This window comes from Streptomyces sp. NPDC051217, assembly GCF_044455465.1.
Classification (GTDB): domain Bacteria; phylum Actinomycetota; class Actinomycetes; order Streptomycetales; family Streptomycetaceae; genus Streptomyces.
Genome location: NZ_JBITEV010000006.1, coordinates 17,033 through 38,913 on the forward strand (window position 1 = coordinate 17,033; position 21,881 = coordinate 38,913).

The 21,881-nt window shown below is 70.4% G+C and carries 20 protein-coding genes and 1 pseudogene; 13 read left to right on the forward strand and 8 right to left on the reverse strand.

The features are described from left to right. Positions 1 to 57: 57 nt before the first annotated feature. Positions 58 to 534, forward strand: coding sequence for a MarR family winged helix-turn-helix transcriptional regulator (locus ACIBBB_RS15640; RefSeq protein ID WP_398982124.1), 477 nt, complete (start codon positions 58 to 60; stop codon positions 532 to 534). On the opposite strand, the gene ACIBBB_RS15645 is transcribed toward ACIBBB_RS15640, so the two are convergent. Together ACIBBB_RS15645 and ACIBBB_RS15650 are read right to left on the reverse strand one after the other, a co-directional pair. After that, a complete protein-coding gene (locus ACIBBB_RS15645) occupies positions 484 to 2,091 on the reverse strand; it encodes a sensor histidine kinase (RefSeq protein ID WP_398982126.1) in 1,608 nt (535 codons plus the stop codon). The genes ACIBBB_RS15640 and ACIBBB_RS15645 overlap by 51 nt on opposite strands. Next, positions 2,088 to 2,750, reverse strand: a complete 663-nt coding sequence (locus ACIBBB_RS15650; protein WP_398982128.1) for a response regulator transcription factor — start codon at positions 2,748 to 2,750, stop codon at positions 2,088 to 2,090. Before ACIBBB_RS15650 ends, ACIBBB_RS15645 begins: the two co-directional genes overlap by 4 nt. Before the next feature lie 114 nt (positions 2,751 to 2,864). On the opposite strand from ACIBBB_RS15650, the gene ACIBBB_RS15655 reads away from it, so the two are divergent. After that, on the forward strand, positions 2,865 to 3,776 hold the full coding sequence (locus tag ACIBBB_RS15655; protein WP_398982130.1) for a PepSY domain-containing protein: 912 nt from the start codon (positions 2,865 to 2,867) through the stop codon (positions 3,774 to 3,776). 287 nt (positions 3,777 to 4,063) lie between these two features. Here the strand turns inward: ACIBBB_RS15655 and meaB are convergent, their stop codons facing one another. Beyond that, positions 4,064 to 5,023: a methylmalonyl Co-A mutase-associated GTPase MeaB gene (meaB, locus tag ACIBBB_RS15660; protein ID WP_398982132.1), complete on the reverse strand. Its 960-nt coding sequence runs from the start codon at positions 5,021 to 5,023 to the stop codon at positions 4,064 to 4,066. Positions 5,024 to 5,093: 70 nt separating this feature from the next. Next, the gene (locus ACIBBB_RS15665; RefSeq protein ID WP_398982134.1) at positions 5,094 to 6,296 is read right to left on the reverse strand and encodes an acetyl-CoA C-acetyltransferase; all 1,203 of its coding nucleotides are present in this window, start codon (positions 6,294 to 6,296) and stop codon (positions 5,094 to 5,096) included. A gap of 141 nt (positions 6,297 to 6,437) precedes the next feature. On the opposite strand from ACIBBB_RS15665, the gene mce reads away from it, so the two are divergent. The 7 genes from mce (at position 6,438) to ACIBBB_RS15700 (ending at position 16,039) form a co-directional block, all read left to right on the forward strand. Next, positions 6,438 to 6,875, forward strand: coding sequence for a methylmalonyl-CoA epimerase (gene mce, locus ACIBBB_RS15670; protein ID WP_398982136.1), 438 nt, complete (start codon positions 6,438 to 6,440; stop codon positions 6,873 to 6,875). Between the two features lie 160 nt (positions 6,876 to 7,035). After that, positions 7,036 to 10,776 carry a polarized growth protein Scy gene (gene scy / locus ACIBBB_RS15675; protein ID WP_398982138.1) on the forward strand — a complete coding sequence of 1,247 codons (3,741 nt, stop codon included), beginning with the start codon at positions 7,036 to 7,038 and terminating at the stop codon, positions 10,774 to 10,776. Positions 10,777 to 10,890: 114 nt separating this feature from the next. Beyond that, entirely contained in the window at positions 10,891 to 11,829 is a 939-nt protein-coding gene (locus ACIBBB_RS15680; protein ID WP_398982140.1) for a cellulose-binding protein, read from the forward strand. A 161-nt stretch (positions 11,830 to 11,990) separates the two neighbouring features. Further along, positions 11,991 to 12,980, forward strand: a complete 990-nt coding sequence (locus ACIBBB_RS15685; RefSeq protein WP_398982142.1) for an ATP-binding cassette domain-containing protein — start codon at positions 11,991 to 11,993, stop codon at positions 12,978 to 12,980. Between the two features lie 3 nt (positions 12,981 to 12,983). Next, the gene (locus ACIBBB_RS15690) at positions 12,984 to 13,763 is read left to right on the forward strand and encodes an ABC transporter permease subunit (RefSeq protein WP_398982144.1); all 780 of its coding nucleotides are present in this window, start codon (positions 12,984 to 12,986) and stop codon (positions 13,761 to 13,763) included. A 159-nt stretch (positions 13,764 to 13,922) separates the two neighbouring features. Continuing rightward, the gene (locus ACIBBB_RS15695; RefSeq protein WP_398982146.1) at positions 13,923 to 15,197 is read left to right on the forward strand and encodes an ABC transporter ATP-binding protein; all 1,275 of its coding nucleotides are present in this window, start codon (positions 13,923 to 13,925) and stop codon (positions 15,195 to 15,197) included. Next, entirely contained in the window at positions 15,194 to 16,039 is an 846-nt protein-coding gene (locus ACIBBB_RS15700; RefSeq protein WP_398982148.1) for an ABC transporter permease subunit, read from the forward strand. The genes ACIBBB_RS15695 and ACIBBB_RS15700 overlap by 4 nt, the downstream gene beginning before the upstream one ends. A 66-nt stretch (positions 16,040 to 16,105) precedes the next feature. Here the strand turns inward: ACIBBB_RS15700 and ACIBBB_RS15705 are convergent, their stop codons facing one another. Beyond that, positions 16,106 to 16,435 (reverse strand): ATP/GTP-binding protein, encoded by a 330-nt coding sequence (locus ACIBBB_RS15705; protein WP_398982762.1) that lies wholly within the window; start codon positions 16,433 to 16,435, stop codon positions 16,106 to 16,108. Between the two features lie 208 nt (positions 16,436 to 16,643). On the opposite strand from ACIBBB_RS15705, the gene ACIBBB_RS15710 reads away from it, so the two are divergent. Further along, positions 16,644 to 17,672 (forward strand): LLM class flavin-dependent oxidoreductase, encoded by a 1,029-nt coding sequence (locus ACIBBB_RS15710; protein ID WP_398982150.1) that lies wholly within the window; start codon positions 16,644 to 16,646, stop codon positions 17,670 to 17,672. Positions 17,673 to 17,751: 79 nt separating this feature from the next. Here the strand turns inward: ACIBBB_RS15710 and ACIBBB_RS15715 are convergent, their stop codons facing one another. Next, positions 17,752 to 18,144, reverse strand: a complete 393-nt coding sequence (locus ACIBBB_RS15715) for an SCO5389 family protein (protein WP_384320826.1) — start codon at positions 18,142 to 18,144, stop codon at positions 17,752 to 17,754. Positions 18,145 to 18,356: 212 nt separating this feature from the next. Between ACIBBB_RS15715 and nucS the strand changes: the two genes are divergently transcribed. Next, on the forward strand, positions 18,357 to 19,028 hold the full coding sequence (nucS, locus tag ACIBBB_RS15720; RefSeq protein WP_398982152.1) for an endonuclease NucS: 672 nt from the start codon (positions 18,357 to 18,359) through the stop codon (positions 19,026 to 19,028). A 39-nt stretch (positions 19,029 to 19,067) separates the two neighbouring features. Here nucS and ACIBBB_RS15725 read toward each other — a convergent pair whose 3' ends face one another. Then, positions 19,068 to 19,694: a 5-formyltetrahydrofolate cyclo-ligase gene (locus tag ACIBBB_RS15725; protein ID WP_398982154.1), complete on the reverse strand. Its 627-nt coding sequence runs from the start codon at positions 19,692 to 19,694 to the stop codon at positions 19,068 to 19,070. Between the two features lie 302 nt (positions 19,695 to 19,996). Between ACIBBB_RS15725 and ACIBBB_RS15730 the strand changes: the two genes are divergently transcribed. After that, entirely contained in the window at positions 19,997 to 20,449 is a 453-nt protein-coding gene (locus ACIBBB_RS15730) for an ATP-binding protein (RefSeq protein WP_398982156.1), read from the forward strand. A 191-nt stretch (positions 20,450 to 20,640) separates the two neighbouring features. Then, positions 20,641 to 21,376 (forward strand): annotated as a pseudogene (locus ACIBBB_RS15735) (transposase). 70 nt (positions 21,377 to 21,446) lie between these two features. Here the strand turns inward: ACIBBB_RS15735 and ACIBBB_RS15740 are convergent. Continuing rightward, positions 21,447 to 21,881, reverse strand: a complete 435-nt coding sequence (locus tag ACIBBB_RS15740; protein WP_398982158.1) for a VOC family protein — start codon at positions 21,879 to 21,881, stop codon at positions 21,447 to 21,449.

Below are 21,881 nucleotides of genomic sequence, written 5' to 3' on the forward strand. Positions count from 1 at the left end.
TCGGGGTCACAGTCGCCGACTTCGTCCAATTTTCAACATCTTAGGTAGAATTCATATATGGAGACCGAGACGGCCACCCGCTGGCTGAATGACGCGGAGCAGTGCACCTGGCGCACCCATCTGGATGTCAGCAGGCTGCTGATGCACCAGCTGGAGAAGGACCTCCAACCGTTCGGACTGACGAACAACGACTACGAGATCCTGGTCAACCTCTCCGAGGCCGAGGAGAGACGGCTGCGGATGAGCGACCTCGCCGCCGCCACCCTCCAGTCCAAGAGCCGTCTCTCGCACCAGATCACCCGGCTGGAGACCGCGGGCCTGGTGCGCCGCGAGAACTGCGAGTCCGACCGCCGCGGCCTCTTCGCCGTCCTCACCGACAAGGGCATGGAGACCATGCAGGAGGTCGCCCCGCACCATGTCGCCTCCGTACGGGAGCACTTCATCGACCTGCTGCCGCCCGAGGCGCTCGACGCGCTGAGCACGTCACTCACGCCGGTCGCCGAGCACCTGCGCGGGCGCCGCGCCAAGAGCTGACGCGGGGGCGGGTACCGCCCTGGCCGGTTCCCGGCCGGCGGCGGGCAGGCGCAGTTCGAACCGGGCGCCGCCCGCCTCGGCACGTCCGACGTCCAGCGTGCCGCCGTGCCGGTGTGCCACGTCGCGGGCGATCGCGAGGCCGAGCCCCGCGCCGCCGTCGTCCCTGCTGCGGGCGTCGTCGAGCCGTACGAACCGCTCGAAGATCCGCTCCCGCTCCGCCTCCGGCACCCCGGCCCCGTCGTCGGAGACGGCGAGCACCACCTGGCCGCCCTCCCGGCGCACCGTCGCCCGCACCTCACCCGCCGCGTGGCGCTGCGCGTTGTCCAGCAGATTGCCCAGCACCCGCGCCAACTGGCCGCGGGAGCCCGCCACTTCGGCGCTGTCCCGGACGTCCGGCGTCACCGGGATCCGGTCGGTCGAGCGCTGCGAGACCTCCTCACGTACCAGCGCGGCCAGATCCAGCCGCGTACTCCCGGCGTGCTCCCCCGCGTCCAGACGGGCGAGCAGCAGCAGGTCGGCGGCGAGTTGCTGGAGCCGTACGGTGTCGGCGACCGCGCCCGGCACATCCAGCAACTCCGGGTGCGCCTCCCCCACTTCGAGCTGTGTACGGAGCGAGGCGATCGGACTGCGCAACTCGTGCGAGGCGTCCGCGACGAAGCGCCGCTGACGGTCGACGGAGGCTTCGAGCGCGGTGAGCGTCTCGTTGGTCGTACGGGCCAGCTTGGCGACCTCGTCGTGGGTCGCCGGCTCCGGCACCCGCCTCGTCAGATCCTCGGAGGCGGTGATCGCGGCCATCTCGCGCCGGATGCCCTCCACGGGCCTCAGCGCGCGCCGCGTGACCAGCCAGGTCACCCCGCCGACGACGACCAGCAGAGCGGGCACGCCGACGACCATCGCGATGGTGGTCGCGCGGACGGCGGTCTGCTGCGGGCCGAGCGAGGAGCCCGTGAGGACGGTGTACGGGCCGCCCGCGAGGCCCCTGACCCGGCGCTCGGAGAATATGTAGTCCGCGGACCTGCCGTCGACGGTCGCACTTCCGGTGGGGTGCGTCTCGGGCCGGTCGACCTTTCCGTCGGCCGGGGTCTCGGGGGCCGGGTTGTCGTCGTCCTGGTCGTCCCCGCTGTCGTCGTCACCGCCGCTGTCGTCGTCACCGCCGCTGTCGTCGTCATCGTCATCGTCGTCGCCGGTCGGCGTGGGCGAGGGGGTGGGGGTCGGCGGCGCGGTGGCCGGGGGCGACGCGGGGCTCACGGCGGGCACCCCGGTACCGGTGATCTTCTCCAGGTCCTCACTCGCGACGACCAGCCGGCCCTTCGCGTCGATCACCTGGGTCGGGTGGTCCTGGTTCCCCGGCAGATCCAGGTCGCCGAGAAGCACCCGGTTCGCGATCTGCTGGGCGACCTCCAGCGAGTACTGGTCGGCCTCCCGTGCCGCCTGGTTGGTCAGGTTGGAGCGCAGCGCGAACAGCAGGGCGAACGCGGCGGCCACCAGCGCCACCGCCACCACGGCGGTCGCGGCGAGCGCGGCCCGGGACCGTACGGAGGAGAACGGGCGCCTCATACGGCCACCAGCCGGTAGCCGGCGCCGCGCACCGTCTGGATCGTCGTGGCGCCCAGCTTGCGGCGCAGGGCGCTGATGTAGACCTCGATGATGTTGGGATCGCCGTCGTACGCGAAGTCCCAGACGTGCTCCAGGATCTCGGGCTTGCCCACGATCTGCCCCGCCCGCACAGCGAGCTGTTCGAGAACCGCGAACTCCTTGGCGGTCAGGGCGACTTCGGTGTCCCCCCGGTGGACGCGGCGGGTCGCGGTGTCCACCGTGAGGGTGCCGATACGCAGCAGGGGCGAGGCACCGGCCGAACCCCTGCGGCGCAGCAGCGCCTTGACCCGGGCGACGAGCACGACGTACGAGAACGGCTTGGTCAGATAGTCGTCTGCGCCGGTGTCCAGGCCCTCGGCCTCGTCGTACTCGCCGTCCTTGGCCGTCAGCATCAGGATCGGTACGTCGTTGCCGGCGGCGCGCAGGGCCGCGCAGACGCGATAGCCGTTCATACCGGGCAGCATGATGTCGAGCACTACCAGGTCGTACGCGCCCTCACCGGCCAGATGCAGCCCTTCCAGGCCGTCGTGCACGACGTCCACGGCGAAGCCCTCGGCCCGCAGGCCCTTGGCCAGCGACACCGCGAGCCGCTTCTCGTCCTCGACAATCAACAGGCGCATGCGCACAGCCTCCCAAAACGAACCTGAAGAAACCTTCAGGTGGCTTCAGGCTGCCTTCAGCTTCCCTCAGCCAGATTGAGGTCGAGCGAAACGGCCCGACGGGGAGGAACCCTCATGAAGCGCAATCTTGTCATCGCCAGCATCGCGACCGCGGCCCTGATCGGCGGCGGTACGTACACCGCGGTCGCCGGGGGCGCCACCGGCTCCGGCGGCGGCGCCGTGCCGGAGTCGGTCTCCTCGGCGTCACTGGTGAACGGCGCGGGCGGCGGTGACGACGGCAGGGACGACGACGGGAACGACGACGGCACGGACAACGGCGGCAACGGCAAGGACGACACCTCGGCGACGACGTCGAGCCTCACCGCGCGGCAGGCGGCCGCGGCGGCGCTGAAGCAGCACCCCGGCAAGGTGGAGTCGATCGACCTGGACGACGACGATGACGACGACGGCTCGTCCCGAGGCCGGAACTGGGAGGTCGACATCATCGGCCAGGACGGCAAGTGGTACGACCTGCGGGTCGACGCCGCGACCGGCTCGGTCCGCGCGGACAACGACGACGATGACGACAGCGACGACGACCGCCACGAGCGCGCCGCGGTGAAAGGCGCCGGGGTGGACGCCTCGGGAGCGGCGGCGGCCGCGCTCAAGAAGCACCCCGGCGCCGTCACATCGGTCGACGCGGACGACGACGACCGCAAGGCCGGCCACTGGGAGGTGACGGTGCGCGGTGACGACGGCCGTACGCACGCGGTGACGGTCGACATGTCGTCCGGCGCCGTGGCGGCGGGCCGGGGCGACGACGGGGACGACGACGGCCGGGACGACCGTGCGGACGACAAGGACGACAAGGACGACAACGGCCGGGACGACCGCGCGGACGACAAGGACGACGAGGGTGACGACCGCGCGGACGACAAAGACGACGACCGGGGTGACGACCACGGCGACGACGACGGCCGGGACGACGACGGTCACGACGACGACCGCGGTGGTGACGACGACGGCGATGACGGCGACGACGACTGACGTCTCGCGCACCTGACGCCTGAACGTACGGCCGGTCGGCCGACCGAAGCAGCCGGTGGCAGAGGACAAACCCCCTCCTCCGCCACCGGCACTTTCGCGTTCGGCCCGCCGCCCGGACAGGCCATGAGGGCTGTCCCGTAACCCCCGGCGGGCGCACGACGACGGCTACGGCCTCTCGCTTCGCTGTCGGAACGCCCGAATACGCCCAGTATGCGGATGCCCCTCCGTCTTGCGACGCACCGCATCCGACGCCGCGCGCTGATCCACCAGGAATTACGGGACAGCCCTCAGCCGCCCGTCAGCCCCGCCACCAGTTCGTCCGCCGCCGCGTACGGGTCCAGTTCGCCCGCGACGATCCGCCGTGCCAGCGCTCCCAGGCGACGGTCGCCGCGCAGGTCGCCGATGCGTTCGCGGAGCGCCGTGACCGCGATGGTCTCCACCTCGCGGGCCGCGCGCCGCGCGCGCCGTTCGGTCAGGACGTCGTTCTTCTCCAGCCACGTGCGGTGCTTGTCCAGCGCCTCGACGACCTCGTCGATGCCCTCGCTCCGCGCGGCGACGGTCTTCACGATGGGCGGGCGCCAGTCGCCGGGGGCGCGGGCCGCACCGAGGCCGAGCATGTGGTTCAGCTCGCGGACGGTCGCGTCGGCGCCGTCCCGGTCCGCCTTGTTGACGACGTAGATGTCACCGATCTCCAGGATCCCGGCCTTGGCCGCCTGGATGCCGTCCCCCATGCCGGGCGCGAGCAGCACCACCGAGGTGTCGGCCTGGGAGGCGATCTCCACCTCCGACTGCCCGACCCCCACGGTCTCCACCAGGATCACGTCGCAGCCTGCCGCGTCGAGCACCCGGATCGCCTGCGGCGCCGACCAGGCGAGCCCGCCGAGATGGCCGCGGGTCGCCATGGAGCGGATGTAGACGCCGGGGTCCGACGCGTGGTCGGACATCCGGACCCGGTCCCCGAGCAGCGCTCCCCCGGAGAAGGGGGACGACGGGTCGACGGCCAGGACGGCGACGCGCTTGCCCGCTTTCCGGTACGCGGTCACCAGCGCGGACGTCGATGTCGACTTGCCGACACCGGGCGACCCGGTGAGGCCCACGACGTACGCGCCGCCCGCGAGCGGGGCCAGGGCCGCCATCACCTCGCGCAGTTGCGGCGACGCCCCTTCGACCAGTGAGATCAGCCGGGCCACCGCCCTGGGCCGGCCCTCCCGCGCCTGGGCCACCAGCTGGGGGACGTCCACCGTCATCCGTACCGCGCTCCGTTCCTGCTCGCTGAAGGGTCCGTGCCTGCCGACGCCGGGGCGCCCGCGCGTACGCCTACGCCTTCGGCACGCGCACGATCAGCGCGTCGCCCTGACCGCCGCCGCCGCACAGCGCCGCCGCGCCCACGCCGCCGCCGCGCCGCTTCAGTTCGAGCGCCAGGTGCAGCACCAGCCGGGCGCCGGACATGCCGATCGGGTGGCCGAGCGCGATGGCTCCGCCGTTCACGTTCACCTTTTCGGGGGACACTCCCAGCTCCTTGGTCGACTGGACGGCGACCGCGGCGAAGGCCTCGTTCATCTCGATGAGGTCCAGGTCCTCCACGGCGATGCCCTCCTTCTTCAGGGCGTGCCTGATCGCGTTCGCGGGCTGCGACTGGAGCGAGTTGTCGGGTCCCGCCACATTCCCGTGCGCGCCGATCTCCGCGAGCCACTCCAGGCCCAGCTCGACCGCCTTGGCCTTGCTCATGACCACGACGGCGGCCGCGCCGTCGGAGATCTGCGAGGAGGAGCCGGCCGTGATCGTGCCGTCCTTGGAGAAGGCGGGCCGCAGCTTGCCCAGGGACTCGGCGGTCGTGTCCGGGCGGATGCCCTCGTCCCGGTCGAAGACGACCGGGTCGCCCTTGCGCTGCGGGATCTCGACGGGGGTGATCTCGGCCTCGAAGACGCCGTTCTTCTGCGCCGCGGCGGCCCGCTGGTGGGAGGCCGCCGCGATCTCGTCCTGTTCGGGCCTGGCGATGGCGAGCCGGGTGTTGTGCTTCTCCGTGGAGGCGCCCATGGCGATGGACTCGAACGGGTCGGTCAGCCCGTCGTGGGCCATCGCGTCCAGCATCTCGATCGCGCCGTACTTGTAGCCCTCGCGGGACTTCGGCAGCAGGTGCGGCGCGTTGGTCATGGACTCCTGCCCGCCCGCGACCACGATGTCGAACTCGCCCGCGCGGATCAGCTGGTCCGCCAGGGCGATCGCGTCGAGGCCGGAGAGACAGACCTTGTTGACCGTGAGCGCGGGGACGCTCATGGGGATGCCGGCCTTGACCGCCGCCTGCCGCGCCGGGATCTGCCCCGCCCCGGCCTGGAGCACCTGCCCCATGATCACGTACTGCACCTGCTCGCCGGTGACCCCGGCCCGCTCCAGCGCGGCCTTGATGGCGAAGGCGCCGAGATCGGCGCCGGAGAAGGACTTCAGCGACCCCAGCAGCCTGCCCATGGGCGTACGCGCACCGGCGACGATGACAGAAGTGGTGGTGTTCGGATCCGGCATGAGATGCGACCCCTTTGCCTGACGATTGAGGGTTAACGAGGGTTCACCAAATGTACTGAGCGCACAGGTCCCGGGTCACCCGGCCGCGAGTGTGACAGCGCGCACGTTGCGTAACCGCCCGGTTGGCGCTGCACTGTGCGCATGCTGACGCGTATCGACCACATCGGAATCGCCTGCCACGACCTCGACGCGACCGTCGAGTTCTACCGGGCCACCTACGGCTTCGAGGTCTTCCACACCGAGATCAACGAGGAGCAGGGCGTGCGAGAGGCCATGCTCAAGATCAACGAGACGTCGGACGGCGGCGCCTCGTACCTCCAACTGCTCGAACCGGTCCGCGAGGACTCGGCCGTGGGCAAATGGCTGGCCAAGAACGGCGAGGGCGTCCACCACATCGCCTTCGGCACCGCCGACGTCGACGGTGACTCGGAAGCCGTCCGGGAGAAGGGTGTGCGGGTTCTGTACGAGGAGCCGCGCAAGGGATCGATGGGCTCCCGCATCACGTTTCTGCACCCCAAGGACTGTCACGGCGTCCTGACCGAACTGGTCACCTCGGCCGCGAAGCCCCAAGAGCACTGACCCGAACGATTCCCGGCCCGGTAGAGTGGGCCGCTCCGGGCCGGGGCCGGGTCGGGGCGGCGCCTCGGCCGATGATCTGTCACCATTCCCCGGGGGGCCGTTCGCCCGTCGGGCGGTACCGATTGCAGAGTTGCGACCAGGGGACGGATGGGACCGCGCAGTGCGGGGCTACGAACGCCAGGAGAGCCACCGAGCTGACGACGACCACCTTTCGCGGTTCGAAGCCGAGATGGATCGGCTGAAGACCGCGCGGGAGAAGGCCGTCCAGCACGCCGAGGACCTCGGTTACCAGGTCGAAGTACTGCGCGCGAAACTGCACGAGGCGCGCCGCAACCTGGCGTCCCGGCCCTCCTACGACAACGCCGACATCGGCTACCAGGCCGAGCAGATGCTCCGCAACGCGCAGATCCAGGCCGACCAGCTGCGCACCGACGCCGAACGCGAGCTGCGCGACGCCCGCGCCCAGACGCAGCGCATCCTCCAGGAGCACGCCGAACACCAGGCCAGGCTCCAGGCCGAGCTGCACGCCGAGGCCGTACAGCGCCGCCAGCGGCTGGACCAGGAACTGGCCGAGCGCCGCCAGACCGTCGAGTCGCACGTCAACGAGAACGTCGCCTGGGCCGAGCAGCTGCGCGGCCGTACGGAGACACAGGCCCGCAGGCTGCTGGACGAGTCGCGCGCCGAGGCCGAGAAGTCCCTGGCCGCCGCCCGCGCCGAGGCCACCCGGGTCGCCGAGGAGGCCCGCCGCAGGCTCGGCTCCGAGGCGGAGACGGCCCGTGCCGAGGCCGAAGCGATTCTGCAGCGGGCCCGCAAGGACGCCGAGCGGCTGCTCAACGCCGCGTCCACGCAGGCGCAGGAGGCCACCAGCCACGCCGAGCAGCTGCGTTCGGCGACGACGGCCGAGTCCGACCAGGCGCGCCAGCAGGCCGGCGAGCTGAGCCGGTCCGCCGAAGCGCGGATACAGGAGGCGGACGAGCGGCTCCGGGAGGCCCGCGCCGAGGCGGAGAAGCTCGTCACCGAGGCCAAGGAGACCGCGGTCAAGCGGCTGGCCGGCGCCGAGACCCAGTACGAGCAGCGCACCCGTACCGCCAAGTCCGAGATCGCCCGGCTCGTCGGCGAGGCGACGAAGGAGTCCGAGGCGCTGAAGGCGGAGGCCGAGCAGGCGCTCGCCGACGCCCGCGCCGACGCCGAGAAGATGGTCACCGAGGCCGCCGAGAAGGCCCGTACGGCCGCCTCCGAGGACTCCGCGGCCCAGCTCGCCAAGGCGGCCCGTACAGCCGAGGAAGTCCTCACCAAGGCGTCCGAGGACGCCAGGGCCACCACCCGCGCGGCGAGCGAGGAGGCCGACCGGATCCGCCGCGAGGCCGAGGCCGAGGCGGACCGGCTGCGCGGCGAGGCCGCCGAGCAGGCCGACCAGCTCAAGGGCGCGGCCAAGGACGACACCAAGGAGTACCGCGCCAAGACGGTCGAGCTCCAGGAGGAGGCGCGCCGGCTGCGCGGCGAGGCCGAGACGCTGCGCTCGGAGGCGGTCGCCGAGGGCGAGCGCATCCGGAGCGAGGCGCGCCGTGAGGCCGTCCAGCAGATCGAGGAGGCGGCCAGCACCGCCGAGGAGTTGCTGACCAAGGCCCGCGCCGACGCCGACGAGATGCGCGCCACCGCGTCGACGGACAGCGAGCGGGTCCGTACGGAAGCCATCGAGCGCGCCACGACGCTGCGCAAGCAGGCCGAGGAGACCCTGGAGCGCACCCGGGCCGAGGCGGACCGGCTGCGCGCCGAGGGCGAGGAGCAGGCCGAGGCGGTCAAGACCGCCGCCGAGCGGGCCGCGGTCGAGCTGCGCGAGGAGACCGAGCGCGGTGTCCAGGCCCGCAAGTCCGAGGCCGCCGGCGAGCTGACCCGGCTGCACACCGAGGCCGAACAGCGCCTGACCGGCGCCGAGTCGGCCCTGACCGACGCCCGCGCCGAGAGCGAGCGGATCCGCCGCGAGGCGGCCGAGGAGACGGAGCGGCTGCGCGCGGAGTCCGCCGAACGGCTGCGGACGCTCCAGGCCCAGGCCGAGCAGGAGGCCGAGCGGCTTCGCAGGGAGGCGGCGGAGGACGCCGGCCGCTCCCGCGCGGAGGGCGAGTCGACCGCCGTACGGCTGCGGGACGAGGCCACCCAGGAGGCCGAGCGGATCAAGTCCGAGGCCCAGGACAGCGCGGACCGGCTGCGCGCCGAGGCCGCCGCCGCGGCCGAGCGGGTGGGCGCCGAGGCGGCCGAGGCACTCGACGCCGCGCAGGAGGAGGCGACGCGCCGCCGCCGCGAGGCCGAGGAGCTGCTGAACGCCGCCCGTACGGAGGCGGACCAGGAGCGCGAGCGGGCCCGCGAGCAGAGCGAGGAGCTGCTGGCCTCCGCGCGTAAGCGGGTCGACGAGGCACAGACCGAGGCCGCGCGGCTGGTCGAGGAGGCCGACTTCCGCGCCACCGAGATGGTGTCGGCCGCCGAGCAGACCGCGCAGCAGGTCCGGGACGCGGTCTCCGGGCTGCACGACCAGGCCGAGCAGGAGATCGCCGGACTGCGTTCCGCCGCCGAACACGCGGCGGAGCGGACGAAGTCGGAGGCGCAGGAGGAGGCGGACCGGGTCCGCGCCGACGCGTACGCGGAGCGCGAGCGTGCCTCGGAGGACGCGGCACGGCTGCGTACCCGCGCCCAGGAGGAGACGGGCGCCGCCCAGGCGCTCGCCGAGCGCACCGTCGGCGAGGCGGTCGCCGAGGCCGAGCGGCTGCGCGCGGAGAGCGCCGAGTACGCGCAGCGGGTACGGACCGAGGCGTCGGACTCCTTGGCCGCCGCCGAGCAGGACGCGTCCCGCGCCCGCCAGGAGGCGCGCGACGACGCCAACCGCATCCGGGGCGACGCGGCGGAGCAGGCGGACCGGCTCATCGGCGAGGCGACCAGCGAGTCGGAGCGGATGCGCGCCGAGGCCGCCGAGACCGTCAACTCGGCCCAGCGGGCGGCCGAACGGCTCCGTGCGGAGGCCGCGCAGATCAGGTCGGAGGCCGAGGCATCGGCCGAACGGACCGTCAGCGAGGCGATCACGGAGTCGGACCGGCTGCTCGACGACGCGCGGGCGAACGCGTCCAAGCGCCGGGGCGACGCGGCCGAGCAGGCCGACCAGCTCATCAACAAGGCCCAGGAGGAGGCGCTGCGCGCCGCCACCGAGGCCGAGGCGCAGGCCGACATGATGGTGGGCGCCGCGCGCTCCGAGGCGGCGCGGCTCAAGGCGGACGCGACGGTCGAGGGCAACTCCCTGGTGGAGAAGGCCCGTACGGACGCCGACGAACTGCTCGTCGGGGCACGCCGGGACGCCACCGCCATCCGCGAGCGCACCGAGGAGTTGCGGGCGCGGGTCGAGGGCGAGATCGACCAACTCCATGAGCGGGCGCGCAAGGAGACGGCCGAGCAGATGAAGAACGCCGGCGAACGCGTCGACAAGCTGGTCAAGGCCGCCACCGAACAGCAGGAGGAGGCCGAGCGGAAGGCCAAGGCCCTGGTGGCGGAGGCCGGTTCGGAGGCAAGCAAGGTCCGGATCGCGGCGGTGAAGAGGGCCGAGGCGCTGCTGAAGGAAGCGGAGCAGAAGAAGGCCGAACTGACCCGCGAGGGCGAGAAGTTCCGCGCCGACGCCGAGGCGGAGGCCGGCCGGATGGTCGACGAGGGCAGACGCGAACTCGACGTACTGGTGCGCAGGCGCGAGGACATCCAGGCCGAGATCTCCCGTGTCCAGGACGTACTGGAAGCGCTGGAGTCCTTCGAGACCCCGGGCGCGACGGGCAAGTCGGGGTCCGGTGGCGGGTCCGGCGGGAGTAGCGTCAAGGCGGGTGCGGCAGCGGGTGTAACCCGTTCGGGTGGCAAGCCATCGGACAGTTAGCCACCCGAAAGGCTGGACATTCTCCAGATCAAACCGGCATCCGCTCGATGACACGCCGCTTTGGCCCCTAGGATTCCCCCTATCACCTCACCGGTCTCATTCGACAGGAACCCCATGAGCGACACTTCCTCCCCATTCGGCTTCGAGCTCGTGCGGCGTGGTTACGACCGCGGTCAGGTGGATGACCGCATTACCAAACTCGTCGCCGACCGTGACAGCGCTCTCGCACGGATCACTGCACTGGAAAAGCGCATCGAGGAGCTCCACCTCGAAACGCAGAACGCTCAGGCCCAGGTCACCGACGCGGAGCCGTCGTACGCCGGCCTGGGAGCGCGCGTTGAGAAGATCCTCCGCCTCGCCGAGGAGGAGGCGAAGGACCTGCGCGAAGAGGCCCGTCGCGCGGCCGAACAGCACCGTGAGCTCGCCGAGTCGGCGGCCCAGCAGGTTCGGAACGACGCCGAGGCGTTCTCCTCCGAGCGCAAGGCGAAGGCCGAGGACGAGGGCGTCCGCATCGTCGAGAAGGCGAAGGGCGAGGCCCAGACCCTGCGCTCCGAGGCGCAGAAGGACGCGCAGCAGAAGCGCGAGGAGGCCGACGCGCTCTTCGAGGAGACCCGCGCCAAGGCCGCCCAGGCCGCCGCGGACTTCGAGACGAACCTCGCCAAGCGGCGTGAGCAGTCCGAGCGTGACCTGGCCTCGCGTCAGGCGAAGGCCGAGAAGCGCCTGGCGGAGATCGAGCACCGCGCCGAGCAGTTGCGTCTGGAGGCGGAGAAGCTCCGTACGGACGCGGAGCGCCGCGCCCGTCAGACGGTGGAGACCGCGCAGCGTCAGGCGGAGGACATCGTGGCCGACGCGAACGCCAAGGCCGACCGGATCCGCAGCGAATCGGAGCGCGAGCTGGCGGCGCTCACCAACCGCCGCGACTCGATCAACGCCCAGCTGACCAACGTCCGCGAGATGCTGGCCACGCTGACCGGTGCGGCCGTCGCCGCGGCGGGTACGCCGGCCGAGGACGAGCCGATCTCGCGCGGGGTCCCGGCGCAGCAGTCGCGCTAGTCCGTACCGGTGACCGCCCAGGGCGGTCGCCGAGCGCGGTCCGGGGTCGTCGTGGACGGCCGGTGTACGGCTGATAGACGGCTTCGTTCCGTAAGTAACGATCGTGCAAGCCCCCCGCCAGTGGAGTGGCGGGGGGCTTTGCGCACCCTTAGGTTGTCCGCATGATCGAGGTCGAAGGGCTCACCAAACGGTTCGGGAAAAAAGTCGCGGTCGATCACCTCTCCTTCCAGGTCAGGCCCGGAGTGGTGACGGGATTTCTGGGACCCAACGGAGCCGGTAAGTCGACCACCATGCGGATGATGCTCGACCTGGACATTCCGACGGGCGGCTCGGTCCGGATCGACGGGAAGCACTACCGCGAACTCGAAGAGCCCGTGAAGTACATCGGCGCCCTCCTCGACGCGAAGGCCATGCACGGCGGGCGCAGCGCGTACAACAACCTCCTCTGTCTCGCCCAGAGCAACCGCATCCCGGTGAGCCGGGTCAACGAGGTCCTCGACACCGTGGGTCTGACGGCCGTCGCCAAGCAGAAGTCGAAAGGCTTCTCCCTCGGTATGGGACAACGGCTGGGCATCGCGGCGGCGCTGCTCGGTGATCCCGAGATCCTGATGTTCGACGAGCCGGTGAATGGTCTGGACCCCGAGGGCATTCACTGGATTCGCAATCTGATGAAAGCCCTCGCGGGCCAAGGCCGGACGATCTTCGTCTCCAGCCATCTCATGAGTGAAATGGCGCTGACCGCCGAGCACCTGATCGTGATCGGCCAGGGAAAGCTCCTCGCGAACACCTCGATGGCCGACTTCATCCACGAGAACTCGCGCAGCTTCGTACGGCTCCGCTCTCCGCAGCGGGAGCAGATGCTCGACGCGCTGTCCGAGGGCGGTTTCACCGTCGTCGAGGCCGACGACGGCACGCTGGAGATCGACGGCTCCAGCTCCGAGGAGATCGGTGAGCTGGCCGCGCGCCACAGTGTCGTCCTGCACGAGCTGAGCTCCCAACGCGCCTCTCTGGAGGACGCGTTCATGCAGATGACGGCCGAGTCGGTCGAGTACCACGCACATTCGGGTGGCGGCGACACAGCCCCGACGGGCGGCCCCGCTGCCCCGGGTCCCCGGTGGGGCCGGCACGGCAACCAGGGCAAGGGAGCCTGACCCATGGCATCGGTACCAGCGGTCCTCCAGTCCGAGTGGACCAAGATCCGTACGGTCTCCTCCACGATCTGGACCCTCGCCATCGCGTTCCTCGTGACCGTGGCCATGGGCTTCGCCCTGTCCCTGCTGTTCAGCACCACGTTCGACGATCTGTCGGAGGCCGAGCGCACCACCTTCGACCCGACCTTCGTGAGCTTCTCCGGGATGATCCTCGGCCAGCTGGCGATGGTGGTCTTCGGTGTCCTGGTCGTCGGCTCGGAGTACAGCTCGGGCATGATCCGCACCTCGCTCGCCGCCGTACCGCAGCGGGGCACCTTCATCTTCAGCAAGATCTTCGTCGCCGGGATGCTGGCCCTGATCGTCGGGCTCATCACGGGCTTCGTCTCGTTCTTCCTCGGCCAGGCGGCGCTCGGCGACCACGGAACGACCATCGGTGAGCCGCACGTACTGCGCGCCGTCATCGGCAGCGGTCTCTACATGGGGCTGATCGCGCTCTTCTCGATGGGCGTCGCGACGATGCTGCGCAGTTCGATGCTGTCGCTCGGCATCCTGATGCCGTTCTTCTTCCTGGTCTCGCAGATCCTCGCCTCCGTACCGAAGGCGAAGAACGTCGCGCAGTACTTCCCCGACCAGGCGGGCGCCAAGATCATGCAGGTGATTCCCGACGCGCTGAACTCGGACAAGGCCCCGTACAGCCCGTGGGAAGGCATGGGGATCATGGCGCTGTGGGTCATCGCGGCGCTGATCGGCGGCTACCTCGTCCTGAAGAAGCGCGACGCGTAGCTTTTCCGGACGCGTAGCTTTTCCTCGCGACAGGCCCCGATCCCAACGACTTGGCCGGAACCGTCAAGGCCCGGATATCCTCCTAACTCTTACGGGGGCCTTCGGTCCGAAGCGGCCACTGCCCCGACCACCAGACAGAACTGTCGATGGGGCTGGAGAATGATCGAGGCAGTCGGCCTGACGAAGCGCTACGGCGCCAAGACGGCCGTGTACAACCTTTCCTTCCAGGTGAGGCCCGGTACCGTCACCGGGTTCCTGGGCCCCAACGGCTCCGGCAAGTCCACGACGATGCGGATGATCCTCGGCCTCGACCAGCCGACCGCCGGCCGTGTGACGGTCGGCGGCCACCCCTTCCGGGAGCTTCCCAACGCACCCCGTCAGGTCGGCGCGCTGCTCGACGCCAAGGCGGTGCACGGGGGGCGCAGCGCGCGCAATCATCTGCTCTCGCTCGCGCAGCTCTCCGGCATCCCGGCGGCCCGGGTGGACGAGGTACTGGGCGTGGTGGGCCTTCAGGAAGTGGCACGGCGCCGCTCCAGCGGCTTCTCGCTCGGTATGGGCCAGCGGCTCGGCATCGCCGCCGCGCTGCTCGGTGACCCGCAGGTGCTGCTGTTCGACGAGCCGGTGAACGGCCTCGACCCCGAGGGCATCCTCTGGGTCCGCAATCTGATGAAGCAGCTCGCGTCCGAGGGCCGTACGGTCTTCGTCTCCTCGCACCTGATGAGCGAGATGGCCGTGACCGCCGAGCATCTGATCGTGATCGGGCGCGGTCAGCTCCTCTCCGACATGAGCGTCAGGGACTTCATCTCGCACAACTCGGCGGACTTCGCCCGCGTCCGCCCCGCGGGGACGGATCCCGAGGCCCGCGAGAAGCTGGTCGCCGCGCTCGGCGAGGCGGGCGGGCAGGTGCTGTCGGAGCGGGACGGCGCGCTGCGGGTCACCGGGCTGCCGCTTCCCCGCATCAGCGATCTGGCGCACGAGTCGGACGTACGGCTCTGGGAACTCTCCCCGCACCAGGCCTCGCTGGAGGAGGCGTACATGCGGCTGACGCAGAACGCCGTGGACTACCGGTCGACGGCCGACCAGCTCGCCGGTTTCGCGCCGCCGCCGCAGCCGGGCTACGGGGGGCAGCTGTACGAGCCTCCGGTCGTGCCCGAGGTGCCCACGCGGGGCTGGTACCCGCCGCCGCCGCCCGGGGAGAACCCGTACGCGAAGGCGCCCGCACCGGCGCCCGCACAGGCGCCTGTGGCCGCGCCGGCTGACGCGTCCGTGCCCGCCGCGAAGGGCCCGGCCGCCGCACCGGCGCCCGTGACCGCCGGGCCCGCGCCCGCGAGCGCCGCGGATCTCGTCAAGCACGTGAGCGACGAGAAGACGGACACGACCGGCAAGCCGGACGAGACCGACGCGAAGACCGAGACCACCGAGGACGCCCGATGACAGCCCCGTACGAGCAGCAGGCCCCCATCTGGCAGGGCGGGCAGCCCCTGGGGTCGTACGTCTCGCCGATCCCGGTCCGCCGGGCCACCCTCGGTGACGCGGTGGCCTCGGAGTGGACCAAGATCCGGTCCGTCCGCTCGACCATGTGGACACTCGGCGTCATGATCGTCCTCATGGTGGGCATCGGCGTGCTCGTGGCCTGGGGCGTCTCCCTGTCGGAGGCCACCCTCGGCGGGGACTCGGCGCTGCCGCTGGGCTTCTTCGGTGTGCTGCTGGGGTCGATCTGTGTGATCACCCTCGGCGTGCTGACGATCGCGTCCGAGTACGGCACGGGCATGATCCGCACCACCCTGACCGCCTGCCCCAGCCGGGGCCGGGTACTGGCGGCGAAGTCGATCGTCTTCTTCCTGCTCGTCCTGACGATCACGACGGTGACGGCGGCCCTGGTGGGCGCCATCCACGTCGCCATGCTCGACGGCCGCACGCCCACCGGCCAGGAGTGGTTGCGGGCCACCCTCGGTGTGGGCCTGTTCATGGCGCTGCTGGGCCTGCTCTCGCTGGCCGTCGGCGCGGTCATCCGGCACTCGGCGGGCGCGATCACCCTCATGATCGGGGTGGTGCTGCTGCCGCTGGTGATGGCGATGTTCATGTTCTCGTCGTCGCTGGTCGACGTGCAGGAAGCCCTGTTCGAGTACTCGATCCCGAGCCAGATCTCTGCGCTCTACGACGTCTCGGTGACCGGGTCGGGGCCGAACGGCTGGGACCCGGTGTTCATCGCGGCTGCCGCCACGGCCGCGGTGATGGGCTTCGCCTTCTTCGCGCTCAACCGCCGCGACGTCTAGGACAGTTGCCGGGCCTGTCGTCGGGCCCGTGGGCGGGTCCGCCGTCGGGCCCGTCGTGGGCCCGGCTCAGAACTTCGGCGCGTTACGGGACCGCTGCACCCGCGAGGTGCGGCGGTCCTTCGCGTTCCAGCACGCCTTGTGCCAGTGCCGCCGGTCGTCCACGCCGCCGTACTCCGGCCAGGCCACCACGTGCGGCACACTGGAGGGGATCTCCTGGTCGCAGCCGGGGCACCGGTACCGCTTACCGGCGGTGCGCGCGCCGGCGACCTGCCGGACCGCCCACTCCTCACCCTGCCAGGACTCGGTCCGCTGAAAGCCGCCGTACCGGTCCGACGCCTCACCGGCGTGGTCGGTCGGGGGCTCGCCGCCTCTGGGGCGGTTGCGGCGCGGGGACACATGAAACCTCACGGGGCAGACAGCACGGTTCCCCACCAGCGTACGGGCCGCCCACCGGAGCCACGGCGGGGCGGCGTGAGACGGTGGCACCCGCACGGGGCAGTTAGCGGACTATCGCAACAACTTCAGCGGCGCCCGTGCCCATGGCACGTGTCAGACGTTAATGCCAGGAGGGGGAGCCGCGTCAGCCGCAAGGAGGCAGAAGGCGATGCGAGTTGGAGCTTTTGTACTGGCAGCCCAGTTCCCGGGCCAGGGCCAGGGGGAAGCACTGCACCGAGCGGTGCGCACGGCGGAGGTCGGCGAGGAGTCCGGCCTGGACTCGGTCTGGCTGGCCGAGCACCACTTCGTGCCGTACGGCACCTGCCCATCGGCCGTGACTATGGCCGGCCTGCTCCTGGGACGTACCCGGCGCATACGGGTGGGTACGGCGGTCAGCGTGTTGCCGAACACGCATCCGGTGGCCCTGGGCGAGCAGGCGGCGCTGCTGCACCTGCTCTCCGGCGGACGCTTCTCGCTCGGCGTGGGCCGGGGCGGGCCATGGGTCGACCTGGAGGTCTTCGGATCGGGTCTCCAGGCGTACGAACGGGACTTCCCCGAGTCGCTCGATCTGCTGCTGCGGTGGCTGCGCGAGCCGCGGGTGTCGGCGGACGGCGAGCGCTACCGGTTCCGTGAAGTCCCCGTCGTACCAAGGACGGACGAACTGATCGAGGGCTCCGGCGGACCCGAGGTGGTCGTGGCGTGCACGTCCGCGAAGAGCGTGCGGCTGGCGGCCGAGCGCGGACTGCCGATGCTGCTGGGCATGCACTGCGGGGACGAGGAGAAGGCCGAGATGGTGGCTCTGTGGCGTACGTACGCCACCGCCGCCGGCCACACTCCCGAGGAGGTGGCCGGCGCCCCGCACGTGTCCGCGGGGGTGGCGCAGATCGCCGACAGCACCGCGGAGGCGACCGAGACGCTGGTGAAGGCCATGCCCGGCTGGCTCAGGCAGGGGCTCGACGCCCATGTGACGGTGGACGGCAGGCACAGGTCCATGCGCGATCCCGTCGCGTATACGGAACTGCTGTGCGGACTGCATCCGGTGGGGCCTCCCCGGCTCGCCGCCGACCGCCTCGCGGCCACGGCGGAACGAACCGGAATCACGCGCTTCGCACTGCTCGTCGAGGGCTCCGGGGACCTGGTGGCCACGGAGGAGAACGTACGGAGGATGGGGGCCGAGGTGCTGCCCCGGCTCCGCTGACGCGGCGCGGGCCGAACTCACGCCGGTCGTCCGGCGGATCCCTGTGTCGGCCCAGGAATCCGCCGCCAGACCGGAGCCGTCAGCAGTCCCGCAGCGTCGGGGACTGGTTGAGCAACTGACCCCTGATGGAAGTGAAGCGGGCGAGCCTCTCGTCGACCGAGGGGTCCAGGGGGAACACCGCGACCCGGTGACAGTTCTGGAATGCCAGCCGTACCCCGAAGTGGCGCTGAAGCGCACCGCGGATGGCGTCACTGGCGAGCGCGCGCAGCAGCTGACCGCGTGCCTGCTCGTCCGGCGGCGGCGTCTGGTTGTCGGCGAACTCTCCGCCGTCCACCTTCAGCTGGGCCACCAAGGAGCTGATCATCTCCCACGCGAAGGGCAGGGAGGTCCGGACGCAGTCGACGAATTCGGCTTCGTCGACCTCGCCTCGCTCGGCCTGCTCCAACAGTGCCGGTGAGACGTCGAGCGACATGGGTTCTCCTCTCGCGACCCCACCAAAGCGGGGCCTTACGGGCAGGGAAGGGGGAGACGACGACGCAGCGTGCACGACCGGCGACCTCCTGCATCCACGTTATGCGCGCTGTCCGGACCGCACCAGGCGAATGGGAACACAACCGGCCACAAACGAAAGGGGCTTGGGGGCGAATCGCGATGGACGGCGCCAGTCGAGTAGCGTTGCGGACCATGCGTCTCGTCATCGCCCGCTGCTCCGTCGACTACGCGGGCCGGCTCACCGCCCACCTGCCCATCGCTCCCCGTCTGATCCTGGTCAAAGCTGACGGGAGCGTGTCGATCCACGCGGACGACAGGGCGTACAAACCGCTCAACTGGATGTCCCCGCCGTGCACTCTCAAAGAGGGCAACGGCGACGATGTCGGGGTATGGACGGTCGTGAACAAAGCGGGCGAGAAACTGATCATCACGATGGAGGAAATCCTCCATGACTCGTCACACGAACTCGGTGTCGATCCAGGTCTGATCAAGGATGGCGTGGAAGCACACCTCCAGGAGCTTCTCGCCGACCGCATCGAGACACTCGGCGACGGCTACAGCCTGATCCGCCGCGAATACCCCACCGCCATCGGCCCGGTGGACATCCTGTGCCGCGACGCGGACGGCGCGACGGTCGCGATCGAGATCAAACGGCGCGGCGACATCGACGGCGTGGAGCAACTGACGCGCTACCTCGACCTGTTGAACCGCGACCCCCATCTCTCCCCGGTCCGCGGCCTGTTCGCGGCCCAGGAGATCAAGCCCCAGGCCCGCGTGCTGGCGACGGACCGGGGCATCGGGTGCGTGGTGCTGGACTACAACGCGCTGCGGGGCATCGAGGACGACAAACTGCGGCTGTTCTGAGGATGGTTGCCGGGCGGCGGGCGTCGGCGCCCAGCCGCCCTACCGCCCGTCACGTCGCTGCGCGAGCACCGGAATGGCGGCGATCTTCTCCTCGGTGAGGTCGTCCCATACGAGGCCGCGGGGCCGGCGCGGATTGGGACAGGCGATTACTTCGTCAGGTGTGACGATGTAATCCACGCTGAAATCGTGCTCGGTTTCGGGAATGTCCTCTTCCACCACTTGGAGGGGGTGCACCGTCGCGACGATCACTGTCCGATCGGTCACGAGGCCCGCCTCGATGAGCAATGCGACCTCAAGGTCGGAGTACCCGGCACCTTTGCCGATACGCGCGCCCGACCGGTTGACGGCGACGCTGCCGCACACAACCAGATCGACGGGCCGCATACCGTCCACGCCGACACGGCGGGCGACCTCGGCGGCGCCTTTCTTGCCGGCGGCCTCCTCGGCCGGGATCGCGACGGCATCGGGATCCTCCGGCGCACCGAAACCGTCGATGAGCCGACGCCAAGCCCTGTCCCGCACGGCATGCTTGGCCCGGTCGATGTCTCCCAGGCGTTCCGCCCGTTCTACGTCGCTGCCATGAGGGCGAGCAGACAGCGGCTCGATCGACGCCTTCAACGACCTGGTCGAGACGATCCGCTCTACCGGCGCGCGCGACGTGTTCATGCCGTCCCTGAGCCACCTTGCCGAGAACGGCCCGCTTCAACGCGCCCTCCTCGACCGGTTGGAGTACGGCTTCTCGACCACCGTGCACGCGCTGGATGAAGCCCCGCGCCGCCGGGCCGGCGAAGCGACGGCAAGCAGCGTCGTCCGACAGGGCGTCACCGTCTCGTCAGCCAGTCGGGAGTAACGCCGTGACGCTCCTTCGCGCGAGGGATCGCCTGGCTCTCACCGCCGTCCCCTCGGCAGTGTGCTGCGCGCGGGCTTTCGCCACGCACACGCTCCGGCGGTGGGGCGCGACCCACGTCATGGGTGACGCCTTGCTGGTCGTCTCCGAACTGGTCACCAACGCCGTCACGGCCACCGGCCCGAACATGACGACGCCCACATGGACGGACGTCAAAGCGGATCACATCCTCGGCGTGCAGCTCCGCGTGGTGGCCATGCATCTGTACGTCGAGGCGTGGGACAGGAGCGATGAAGCTCCCCGTACCAAGAGTCCCCCCGCGGACGCCGAAGATGGGCGGGGCATTCTGCTCGTCGAAGCGCTCACGAAAAGATGGGGCACCTACCGTCCTCCGGCCGGGGGCAAGGTCGTGTGGGCGGAGTTGCCACTCATCAACGCACCCACGCTTACGCAAGAAGTACCGACGCTCCCTCACCGCGTCCCGAGCGACGTCCGGGTGCCGAACGGCAGGGTCAGGGAACAGGTTGAGACCGCACTCATGGAGCGGGGGTTGGAAGGGGTGCGCAGGAGGTGACGGAACACCGTCACCACCCGTGGAAGTCACGGGAGCGCGCGGCCCCATAGAACCCGAGAACGAAGAACACCCACCGTCTACAACGGACGCGGGGGGCCTTCGTTGTGGAGGGGGGTGAGGGGGCGGAGGATGGAAAGTACTACCGGCCCAGCTTGGCACTGATCTCTCGAAGAACTGGTGCTTGCTCCTCGATGGCTCCGTTCACTGGGCTGAGCCCGCGGCAGTTCGGCAAGCTGGTCACTGCCATGCGGCGCGAAGGTACGGACCAGGTGCGCAAGGGACCACCGTGGAGCCTGAGTCTGGAGGACCGGATCCTACTGGTAGGGGCTTACTGGCGTACGAACTTGACGCTGCGGCGGCTCGCCCCGCTGTTCGGGGTGTCGAAGTCGGCCGCTAACCGCATCCTCGGCCACCTCGGATCGTCGCTTACGCTTCAGCCCCGTCAGAGGTTCCGTAAAGACGCCGTGCTGATCGTCGACGGCACCCTAGTGCCCACGCGGGATCATACGGTTGCCGAGCAGTCGAAGAACTACCGGTACTCGACCAACCACCAGGTCGTCATCGACGCCGACTCCCGAACTCGTCGTCGCCGTCGGCCGACCGGTCACGGGCAACCGCAACGATTGCAAGGCATGGGAACTTTCCGGTGCGAAGGCCGCCGTCGGCCGGGCCACGGTCATCGCGGACGGCGGCTATTGGGGCACCGGCCCGCTCATTCCGCACCGCCGTGAACGCGGCCAGACCGAACTGCCAGCTTGGAAAGGGGAGCACAACACCTCCCACCGCAAGGTCCGGGCCCGCGTCGAGCACGTCTTCGCGCGGATGAAGGCATGGAAGATCCTTCGTGACTGCCGTCTGAAAGGCGACGGCGTTCACACTGCCATGCTCGGCATCGCCCGGCTGCACAACCTCACCCTCGCGGGGTAACTCCAGCCCCATACGAGACCGGAGAGGCCCAAGAGAGGTGGCTCCCCACCTCCCTTGGCTCGGAGAATGTTCAGTCGATACAGAACTCGTTGCCCTCGATGTCCAGCATCGGGATGCACGACTCGTTTTCCTCATCGGCGTACAGCGTTTGCACGTGGGTCGCACCGAGCGCGACCAGTCGTGCGCACTCGGCTTCCAGCGTGGCGAGGCGCTCGTCCCCCACGAGCCCGGTGCCGGCCCGGACGTCGAGATGCACCCGATTCTTAACGATCTTGCCCTCGGGGACGCGCTGGAAGTACAGGCGCGGGCCCACGCCTGAGGGATCACTGCAGGCGAACCATGATCCCCGCTTCTCAGGAGGCAGGGTGCGGTTGAAATCGTCCCAGGTGGTGAACCCCTCCGGTGGCGGCGGCATGACGTACCCCAACACTTCACACCAGAAGCGAGCAAGGCGCTCAGGTTCTGCGCAGTCAAAGGTGACTTGGAACTTCTTGATCGCCGACAT